The sequence below is a fragment of the Hymenobacter terricola genome (assembly GCF_017921975.2).
Classification (GTDB): Bacteria; Bacteroidota; Bacteroidia; order Cytophagales; family Hymenobacteraceae; genus Hymenobacter; species Hymenobacter terricola.
This window is the reverse complement of the sequence record NZ_JAGEMO020000120.1, coordinates 1-6,653: the sequence shown is the minus strand read 5'-3', so window position 1 is coordinate 6,653 and position 6,653 is coordinate 1. Positions and strand designations below refer to the sequence as shown.

At 60.2% G+C, this 6,653-nt stretch carries 6 protein-coding genes and 1 pseudogene; 2 read left to right on the top strand and 5 right to left on the bottom strand.

Translation table 11 applies throughout. From position 1 onward, the window contains the following. Positions 1 to 406 precede the first annotated feature (406 nt). Together J4G38_RS26270 and J4G38_RS26265 are read right to left on the bottom strand one after the other, a co-directional pair. Positions 407 to 754 (bottom strand): hypothetical protein, encoded by a 348-nt coding sequence (locus tag J4G38_RS26270; RefSeq protein WP_210521820.1) that lies wholly within the window; start codon positions 752 to 754, stop codon positions 407 to 409. Positions 755 to 852: 98 nt separating this feature from the next. Then, positions 853 to 1,632: a ParA family protein gene (locus J4G38_RS26265; RefSeq protein WP_210521821.1), complete on the bottom strand. Its 780-nt coding sequence runs from the start codon at positions 1,630 to 1,632 to the stop codon at positions 853 to 855. A gap of 805 nt (positions 1,633 to 2,437) precedes the next feature. On the opposite strand from J4G38_RS26265, the gene J4G38_RS29315 reads away from it, so the two are divergent. Further along, positions 2,438 to 2,800, top strand: coding sequence for a HipA domain-containing protein (locus tag J4G38_RS29315; RefSeq protein ID WP_226163905.1), 363 nt, complete (start codon positions 2,438 to 2,440; stop codon positions 2,798 to 2,800). 729 nt (positions 2,801 to 3,529) lie between these two features. On the opposite strand, the gene J4G38_RS26255 is transcribed toward J4G38_RS29315, so the two are convergent. The 3 genes from J4G38_RS26255 to J4G38_RS26245 all read right to left on the bottom strand — a co-directional run bounded on the left by J4G38_RS26255 (position 3,530) and on the right by J4G38_RS26245 (position 5,823). Beyond that, positions 3,530 to 3,814, bottom strand: coding sequence for a hypothetical protein (locus J4G38_RS26255; RefSeq protein WP_226163903.1), 285 nt, complete (start codon positions 3,812 to 3,814; stop codon positions 3,530 to 3,532). A 283-nt stretch (positions 3,815 to 4,097) separates the two neighbouring features. Beyond that, complete coding sequence (locus J4G38_RS26250) at positions 4,098 to 5,405, bottom strand: vanadium-dependent haloperoxidase (RefSeq protein ID WP_210521824.1); 1,308 nt, start codon at positions 5,403 to 5,405, stop codon at positions 4,098 to 4,100. Positions 5,406 to 5,445: 40 nt separating this feature from the next. Beyond that, positions 5,446 to 5,823, bottom strand: a complete 378-nt coding sequence (locus tag J4G38_RS26245) for a hypothetical protein (RefSeq protein ID WP_210521825.1) — start codon at positions 5,821 to 5,823, stop codon at positions 5,446 to 5,448. Between the two features lie 390 nt (positions 5,824 to 6,213). On the opposite strand from J4G38_RS26245, the pseudogene J4G38_RS26240 reads away from it, so the two are divergent. Then, positions 6,214 to 6,653: pseudogene (locus J4G38_RS26240) on the top strand (hypothetical protein); the annotation flags it as partial.

Below are 6,653 nucleotides of genomic sequence, written 5' to 3'. Positions count from 1 at the left end.
ACCATCCGGCCCATTGCCTGGAAAAAGAAGTAGCCCCGACCAGTTGAGGGGCCGAGGCTACGCAGGATGAACCCAAAGGCTCTCCTTAAAGGCGCCTAAAGGTAAAAAAACTTGCTCACTTCCTTGCTTTTTAACACAGTATCTCCTGTTTCACCCGACCGCCCCATTCTTAAACCACCTCACTATACACCTAGTTCTTGAGTAGTTTAATAAACGTGAAATCGGATGGTAACGTTAGCAAATTCAAACACCAGCGTGCTGACCCTATTTGTGGGAGGCATGAGGCTTTCATAGGAGAAAAGGTTTCCTGAATGCCTCCAAACGCCATCTTTTACGCTAAACCACTGACCCTGTTTTTGTGGGGGGAATGGTCATTTCCCACAAAAACAGGGTCAGTGGTTTAGCGTTAGCTGGTTGGAAGCTTGCGCTTTACTCTTTCCTGTTCGGGGAGCGGCTTGTCCGCATCGGGATGGTGAGCAAAGTATTCCTGCAAAGCCACTTCGATAATCGCACTCATATCGCGCCGGTCCCAAAAAGACAGTCGATGCAACTGCACGTAGATTGTGGTAGGCAGGGTATTGGTAAAGCGCGTTTTGGTGAGCAATGGCGTGTTGGGTGCCTTTGCTACCGGGTCGGGCTCGATTGAATTGCCTGCCGGGGCAAACAACAGGTCATCTACCGAGCGAGTCGGTGTCGCAGATGTCGGCTGAGATACCAGAGCCGCAAGACCAAATTTTGAAACTGGCTTTTTCATAAAACTGATTAGAAGGTTCTTAGCACCACATTGTTTCGTGTTCCTAATATGCATTACCTGCATTATGCATACAATACATATTATGCACATAATGCGTATCACGCAGGTAATGCACCCAGCCTTTCTAATAATTCAGTTGTGAGGTCCTCATAATCTTTACAAGCATTGCTGTTGGGAGCATATTCCTGCAAACTCTGGCGGTTGACCTGTGCTTCGGCCAAGGCGACATTTTCGCGGATGGTTGTGTGCATGAGCAGCGGGCCCAACACGTCGTGCTGCCGCAGCATATCTACGAACTCATGATGAAGGCGCTTACGGTACGTGGCCGAATAGCGCGTCAGGAATAACCCTCCTACTTGCAGGCCCGGATTGAAGCTTTTCCTGACCCGGGCAACTACATCCAGCAGCGAGGTAAGCCCTTCGTAACTGAGATACTCTGGATGCACCGGTATGAACGTGGCCGTTGAGGCTGTTAGAGCGGCTACGGCAAGTGGCGAGTGTGGCGACGGACTGGTGTCAAAAATCACGTAGTCCATTTTCCCTTTAAGGCCGGTCAGGGCGTTCTTCAGGACCATGATGTAATCCATTTGGGTGCCCAAGACCTTCTCTGCTGCCACGATGGCTTCGGTGGCCTGCACCAGCCACAGTTGAGGCCCTACCGGCTCCATGACTTCGGCCAGCGTAGCATCGCTGCTGGCGACAAGGCCGATGTGTTTGTCGGCGGGCAGTTGCGGAAGGATAAGCGACAAATTGCGCTGAGGGTCGCAGTCGACCAAAAGTGTTCGATGCCCCCGATTAGCCAGTGCATGCGCTATGGCCCAGGCCGAGGTGGTTTTGCCTACGCCACCCTTCCGGTTGGCAATCGTGAGTATCTGCATAAAGGGGTAGGTGTGATTTGAAAACAAATGTCGGGAATATGAGGTGCATGGGCAACACAATATTCCTTATGCATACGGTATGCATAAGGAATATTGTGTTGCCCATGCACCTCATGAATATAGCGCAATGGGCAGTCGGCTGCATAAATGCCGTATAAGTAGGATAGGGGAGGAGCGGGTCAGCACGGAGTTAGCAGCGATGTGGTGAACAGCAATGTTGATTTGGTCTGACACTAACGGGTATACTTGTAAAGTATATTTTGCATTACGATGGGCAAAGAATCGGTTGTTTTACTTCCTCAATTGCCAAACGCATCTGTTCCCCTTATGGACAGATGCGTTTGGCAAGGTTGCGCCGTCAGTTGAGTGCTGCCCGTGTAGCGGAACGAACGGGCAGCACTCAACTGACGGCCTACACTACTGGCAATTGAAAGAGGGAAGGCCAGCGTCAGCATGGGGGCTTCTCTGCAGGTGCTCTTTGTGCTCGGGCTGGAGAAAACGATTCTGCGACTGGCCGAGGACGACGTGCTGGGCCGCGTTTCCGAGTGGCCAGGATACGCATGACGAGGGGGCCTGGGAAACGGTTGTGAGTGAATTAGCGCAACAGGCCGGCGTTTCGATGGCGGTAGGCCAAGCCCAGCTTTTCGGTAGTCGGCACCACACGTACCTCTCCCAACGCTTCGACTGAACGGCTACGCGGCCATGACCTTGCTCGGCTATCAGGATGGGGCGGACTATCAAGACGGCGCGAGCTATCTGGAATTAGCGGCTTTCCTGATTCGCCAGGGGGCAGGTTAACGAAGACCTGACAGAGCTGTGGCGGCGCATTGTGTTCAATATCTGCGTGGCCTTCACCGACGACCATTTGCGGAATCATGGCTTTATCCTCTCGGCGCAAGGCCGGCGCCTATCACCGGCCTATGACCTGAACCCAATGCCCTATGGGCGAGGACTTACCCTTAACATCTCAGAAACGGATAATGCGCCTGCCCTTCAACTAGCCTTGGAGGTGGCTCTATTCTTTCGACTTCTTCCACGGCAGGCAAATGCCATAATAGCAAAGGTGAGCGGGGCCGTACGCAATTGGCGTGCGGTTGCTATGCATTCCCATTTGACCCGAGAAGAACAGGAGCTGATGGCTAACGCCTTTAGGGCTGTTGATAATTAGAGTCTGATTTCGTAAAAAAATTCTCAACCCTCTATTCTACATAAAGTTGCTTTTCGGATGGCCCCGCGGTTAGGGCGGCAGGCCGCCGAATTGGCCGCAGGGAGGAAACCGGTCCTATCCTGCCCCCGGACGCGCCGGGCGGCGCTGTGCGCCGGAGTGGGGTGGGGGGCGTCGCCCCCGCTTGAGCGCGTTCGGCCATCGCTGCGGCCACAGCTGTTTGCGCATCCATACCAGCTCAGAAGACCGACGGATTTTATGAACAACTACTCCCCGTGGCCTCGTCCTGCAAGTTAACTGGTGTTCGAGGGCCGCAAGTCGCTTACCAAAGGCTTCCCACCAACCATTCCTGGTCCCGTGGGTAATGGCATGCCGCCCATCGGGCGTAACCATATCGGCCGGCGGCCCGGTCACGGAGCTGCTGAACAGGAAGCGTTTTGAGCGCCATGGGCTCCGCCTTGCGCCCGTGGCATCGAGGTAAGCCGGGGGTTATGCCGGCGTTGGACAGCGCCAGCAGCATCCTGGCTTGAAAAGCATCGCCCGAGGTCGTCGAGGCCGGCATCCCGGTGGGGGCTTGCGCCTGCGCCAGGACAAGTGAGCTGCCGGCTGCCAGAAGAAACCAGGGTGGTAAGCAGTGGTGGCGGAGCCTGAGGCGGAAATGAGGAGGGGTGGTATTAGCGGGGATTCATTTGCGCAAAGAAGCCTCGGCGCGGCTCTTCTCCCACCCGCTGCTCATTGAATGGCCGGGCTGGGCTCCCGTTCCTTCGCCACCAAAGCCACTGCCGCCGGAATGGGCTTACCCACCCGGATGGCCTCTTCGTGGTGGTCGGCAGGGGTCGGCAGTTCGACCGTGTAGCGGCCAGCCGGCAGGGCGGCCAGGTCGAAGGTGCCAGCGTACCGGGAAGCCCGCAGCACGTCATCGTGGAGCACGCTGCCGCGCTTGTTGCGAATCTGGAAACGCACGGAGCCGTACTTGTCGCTTTCGTAACACACCCGCAGCAGCGGCGAATTGGGCAAGGTCCGGATAATTACCCGCAGGGAGGCCGGGGCGGGCGACCCATTCGGTTGCGCACTGGCGCGCTGCGCCTGGCAAAACCGAGTACCAGCAGCAAAATAACTCAATGGCCGGAGACAGTCAGACGCGGGAAAGTTTTCATGATGGGAGGCTATCAGGGGGAATGAAGAGGAGTTTTTCGGCGCGTTGCCGGAGCAGTGAATCCATTGGAATAGGCAGTTAGTTGGCGTTAAAGCGGGTTTTCATCGCTCAGAAAAAGAAGTAGGGCGGGCCCGGGCAAGCAAACTACTTTTTGAATTTGAGCTTCTCCGCGATGTTCCGGGCAATTGTCTTGCCTTGCAGCAGGCTTACCTCGGTCGTTTTGCGGTAGTGCATGCCGCCGTACACGCGCGAGGTCCCGGCCTCGGTGGCCGCCTCATCGAACGAGTTGTAGGGGCGTGGCACGACACCCGCGATGTTGTAGGGCTTGTCGGTGTATTGGTAGTTGGGCCCAAACACCAGGGTGAGAGCCTCGGCCGCCGCGCCCGACGTCACGGAGTGGCCCGCCGGGTATTCGGGATGGGCCGGGGTGGGAATCAGCGTGTTCCAGCCGGGCTGGCCCATCACTGTGCGGATGTAGGTAATGGGCCGCACGGCGTTGTAGAGGTACTTGCTCTTGTAAAGGCTGACTTGCGCATCCGACATGGCGATGCTGACCTGGGCAAACGCCACGGCGGCCGCGTCCAGGGAGGGCTTTTGCGTGGCCAGCACCTGGCGCAGGACGTTGTGCCAGGAGTTGGTGGCCCAGAACACGGCAATCGTGCGCTGCTCGGCCGTCAGGCCCTGCCCAATGTTGTACACTTCCTGGGCCTGCGCGTAGTACGCCGACGCCGGATTGGTCGAATACGGGGTCGGCGGGCCCTGGTCGGCTCCGGCGTCGCTGTTCAGCACCAGCGGGCGGCAGCGGCCCCAGTTGGGCGCGGTCGCCGGGGCAAACGCCGGCGCCGTGGGCACCCACAGGCCCGCGCCCACCGGGGGCGTGTAGGGCGTGGCGTCGTCACTGCCATCGGTTCTCGCCCACGCGGAAACGGCCGCGGCCACCTGTTGGCCAAACGCCGCCGACCGGGCCAGCACATCCGCCGGCTGGTCTTTGTAGGAGGCGGTGGTGACTGCTTCCAGCGAATCGATGGTGGCTTTGCTGGCGGCCGAGGCGGTGGGGTAAAAATCGCGGCTCATGGCCGCCGCGGCCGCGTTGGCGCACGCCGGCCAGTAGTAGGCCAATTGGGGCCCCACGGCCGGCAGCGCCGCCAAGCCATTGAGCTGCGGCGCGATGGACTGGTAGCCCGCCAGGCCCGGCACCACGGCTTCGTACAGAGCGATGCTGGTGTAGGCGTAGCGCCGCGGCGCGGCCACGGGGCCGCCCGGCGCGGCGAGGGCCAGCTTCAGCTGCAGGGTCAGCCACGAGGTCACCACGTCGCCTGAATACACCGGGGCATTGGGAGAAGGGGAGGTGGTCTCGTCGTTATGGCAAGCGGTGGCCAGCAGGCCCCCCAGCAGCAGCAACCCCGAGCACCGCAAGCGCAATCGGGGACGAAAAGATTGAAGAAATTTCATGAAAAATATTGTTTTAGTGAGCGTTATAAGCCGGGTTTATTCACCGCACGGCGTAGCGCTGCGGTGCCCGCCCGCGCGGGTCGAACTGCTGGGCCAGCCCGGCCACCGTCTGGCTGGCACGGGCCGGGTCGCGCAGCACCGCTTGCAGGGCCAGCGACAAGCGGGCGGCCGTGCGCTGGCGCCGCCGGGCGGGGCATCGGCTCAGGTCGAGGCACAGCCCGGGGAGGCGGTCCTCGCATACGAGCCGGTCCTGGCCGTCGTAAAAGCGCACGATGGTGTAGTCGCGGGTCGAGCGGTTGATTTCCAGGTTCCAGTAGCCGGGCAGGGCGGCGGGCGACGGCCCCTGGGCGTGGCCCGCAAGCGAGCCGAGAAGCAGCAATAGCCCGCAGGCCAGGCGGATGCAGAAGTAAGTTTTCATTGTTCAATGGGGGAATAAAGGCGGAAGAAATGGGGGACGGCGGGGGCGGGGCGGGGTGGCGGGCGGGCTTTCATGGCAGCGGCAACAAGCAAAAAGCGTGATGATTGGAGGGGTGATTCGAACCACCGCAAAGCACGAAGCCCCCGCGCCAACGGGCATTTGCGAAGGGCCCGAAATCCTTTGCCCACGTAGCGGCGGCGTTTGCGCAGGTTGCAAATGCGTTTGGGCAGGTTGCGTGGCCCCCGTCGCAGGCAGCCGTGGGCCCGCGTGTAGCATTTTATTATTAATAATTATGTATTTTTAATATAAGTTTCTGCCCGCGGTGACTTAACGGTTGCCAGCCCCGCTGCTGCCCTCCTCCCACGCCCGGCCCTGGCCGGGCCGCTGCCCATGAAAACACGCTGCCTGACCCGCCTGCTCATTGCGTACTGCCTGCTGCACGGGCCAAGCGCCCCCGCCCAACCTTACCCGAAGGCAGCCGTCGCCTCTGCTTCGCCCGACAGCGCCCCGCTGCGCCTGAGCGCCGCCCGCCTGCGGGCCGCCCCCCCGCTGCGCCTGAGCGACCCGCCCTGGCGCTACCACCCCGGCCATTCCCCGGCCTGGGCCGGCCCGGCCTTCAGCGACCGGGCCTGGCCGCAGGCCCGCACCTCGTTTTCAATGGGCAGTCCGCCGCCCGGCTGGCACGGCACGGGGTGGTTTCGGCTGCATTTCACCCTCGATTCGGTGCGGGAAGACCAGCCGTTGGCCCTGCGCATCGTGCAAGAAGGGGCTTCGGAGGTGTACCTCGACGGCCGGCTGCTGGCCCGCTTCGGCCGGGTGGGCACTACCGG

What these genes read in the sequence shown, in the direction of transcription:
- J4G38_RS26250 (WP_210521824.1), bottom strand. Translation starts at nt 5,405, where the DNA reads ATGAAATTTCTTCAATCTTTTCGTCCCCGATTGCGCTTGCGGTGCTCG.
- J4G38_RS26245 (WP_210521825.1), bottom strand. Translation starts at nt 5,823, where the DNA reads ATGAAAACTTACTTCTGCATCCGCCTGGCCTGCGGGCTATTGCTGCTT.
- J4G38_RS26270 (WP_210521820.1), bottom strand. Translation starts at nt 754, where the DNA reads ATGAAAAAGCCAGTTTCAAAATTTGGTCTTGCGGCTCTGGTATCTCAG.
- J4G38_RS26265 (WP_210521821.1), bottom strand. Translation starts at nt 1,632, where the DNA reads ATGCAGATACTCACGATTGCCAACCGGAAGGGTGGCGTAGGCAAAACC.